We start from the raw sequence: 2,915 nt of genomic DNA, 5'->3' as shown, positions 1-2,915 counted from the left end.
ATTTGAGTTTATCTCAAACTGCTCTTTAACAATTTGGCAAGCTGATAGTAATAAAACAAGCTAAGCATACTTCCGAACTCAAGCGGAAGGATTGTGACGCGAGCACACTGTACGACTTTAAAAGACATTTTGGGGTTGTATGGTTAAGTGACTAAGCGTACACGGTGGATGCCTTGGCAGTCAGAGGCGATGAAGGACGTACTAACCTGCGAAAAGCTATGGGGAGCCGGTAAGAGGCGCTGAACCGTAGATATCCGAATGGGGAAACCCAGTGAGTTTACTCACTATCCTTAACTGAATACATAGGTTAAGGAGGCAAACCGGGAGAACTGAAACATCTAAGTACCCCGAGGAAAAGAAATCAACCGAGATTCCGTTAGTAGCGGCGAGCGAACGCGGACTAGCCCTTAAGCTAGATTGGTGTTAGTGGAATCATCTGGAAAGCTGAGCGATACAGGGTGATAGCCCCGTACACGACAACACCTTTATAGTGAAAACGAGTAGGACGGGACACGTGGTATCCTGTTTGAAGATGGGGGGACCATCCTCCAAGGCTAAATACTCCTGACTGACCGATAGTGAACCAGTACCGTGAGGGAAAGGCGAAAAGAACCTCTGTAAGGAGGAGTGAAATAGAACCTGAAACCGTGTACGTACAAGCAGTGGGAGCCCACTTTGTTGGGTGACTGCGTACCTTTTGTATAATGGGTCAGCGACTTACATTCTGTAGCGAGGTTAACCGAATAGGGGAGCCGTAGGGAAACCGAGTCTTAACTGGGCGAATAGTTGCAGGGTGTAGACCCGAAACCGGGCGATCTAGCCATGAGCAGGTTGAAGATTGGGTAACACTAATTGGAGGACCGAACCCACTACTGTTGAAAAAGTAGGGGATGACTTGTGGCTTGGAGTGAAAGGCTAATCAAGCTCGGAGATATCTGGTTCTCCTCGAAAGCTATTTAGGTAGCGCCTCGAGCGAATACCACCGGGGGTAGAGCACTGTTTGGGCTAGGGGGTCATCCCGACTTACCAACCCCATGCAAACTCCGAATACCGGTGAGTACTACTCGGGAGACACACGGCGGGTGCTAACGTCCGTCGTGAAAAGGGAAACAACCCAGACCGCCAGCTAAGGTCCCAAAGTGATGATTAAGTGGAAAACGATGTGGGAAGGCATAGACAGCTAGGAGGTTGGCTTAGAAGCAGCCATCCTTTAAAGAAAGCGTAATAGCTCACTAGTCGAGTCGGCCTGCGCGGAAGATGTAACGGGGCTAAAATCATCCACCGAAGCTGCGGATCCATACTATGTATGGGTGGTAGAGGAGCGTTCTGTAAGCCTGCGAAGGTGTGCCGGGAGGCATGCTGGAGGTATCAGAAGTGCGAATGCTGACATGAGTAACGATAAGGGGAGTGAAAAACTTCCCCGCCGAAAGACCAAGGGTTCCTATCCCATGCTAATCAGGGTAGGGTGAGTCGGCCCCTAAGGCGAGGCTGAAAGGCGTAGTCGATGGGAAACGGGTTAATATTCCCGTACCGGCCAATACTGCGATGGGGGGACGGAGAAAGCTAGGCAAGCGCGGCGTTGGTAGTCCGCGTGAAAGTGCGTAGGTTGGAGAGGTAGGTAAATCCGCTTCTCTAAGACTGAGACACGAGACGAGTCACTACGGTGACGAAGTTGCTGACGCTCTGCTTCCAGGAAAAGCCTCTAAGCTTCAGGTATTGGTGACCGTACCCTAAACCGACACAGGTGGTCAGGTAGAGCATACCAAGGCGCTTGAGAGAACTCGGCTGAAGGAACTAGGCAAAATAGTACCGTAACTTCGGGAGAAGGTACGCTCTTGTGTGTGAAGGCCTTGCGCTGTAAGCATATGAGAGTCGCAGTGACCAGCTGGCTGCAACTGTTTATTAAAAACACAGCACTCTGCAAACACGTAAGTGGACGTATAGGGTGTGACACCTGCCCGGTGCCGGAAGGTTAATTGATGGGGTTAGCGCAAGCGAAGCTCTTGATCGAAGCCCCGGTAAACGGCGGCCGTAACTATAACGGTCCTAAGGTAGCGAAATTCCTTGTCGGGTAAGTTCCGACCTGCACGAATGGTGTAATGATGGCCAGGCTGTCTCCAGCCGAGACTCAGTGAAATTGAAATTGCGGTGAAGATGCCGTATACCCGCGGCTAGACGGAAAGACCCCGTGAACCTTTACTATAGCTTGGCACTGAACATTGACCCTACATGTGTAGGATAGGTGGGAGGCTTTGAAGCTGGGACGCTAGTCCTGGTGGAGCCGTCCTTGAAATACCACCCTTGTATGTTTGATGTTCTAACGTAGGTCCCTGAACCGGGATTGCGGACAGTGTCTGGTGGGTAGTTTGACTGGGGCGGTCTCCTCCTAAAGCGTAACGGAGGAGCACGAAGGTTGGCTAAGTACGGTCGGACATCGTACGGTTAGTGTAATGGTAGAAGCCAGCTTAACTGCGAGACAGACACGTCGAGCAGGTACGAAAGTAGGTCATAGTGATCCGGTGGTTCTGTATGGAAGGGCCATCGCTCAACGGATAAAAGGTACTCCGGGGATAACAGGCTGATACCGCCCAAGAGTTCATATCGACGGCGGTGTTTGGCACCTCGATGTCGGCTCATCACATCCTGGGGCTGAAGTCGGTCCCAAGGGTATGGCTGTTCGCCATTTAAAGTGGTACGCGAGCTGGGTTTAGAACGTCGTGAGACAGTTCGGTCCCTATCTGCCGTGGGCGTTGGATAATTGAGTGGAGTTGCTCCTAGTACGAGAGGACCGGAGTGAACGAACCGCTGGTGTTCGGGTTGTCATGCCAATGGCACTGCCCGGTAGCTATGTTCGGAACGGATAACCGCTGAAAGCATCTAAGCGGGAAGCCGGCCACAAGATGAGTTATCCCTTA

General features: G+C 51.5%; 1 rRNA gene. It reads left to right on the top strand.

The window, feature by feature from the left end:
• Positions 1-141: 141 nt before the first annotated feature.
• Positions 142-2,915, top strand: a 23S ribosomal RNA gene (locus AEST_RS17610); the annotation flags it as partial.

The organism is Alishewanella aestuarii B11, assembly GCF_000280055.1.
In the GTDB taxonomy this organism is placed as follows: domain Bacteria; phylum Pseudomonadota; class Gammaproteobacteria; order Enterobacterales; family Alteromonadaceae; genus Alishewanella; species Alishewanella aestuarii.
Note: the sequence above shows the minus strand (reverse complement) of the source record. Positions and strands in the feature narration are given on the sequence as shown.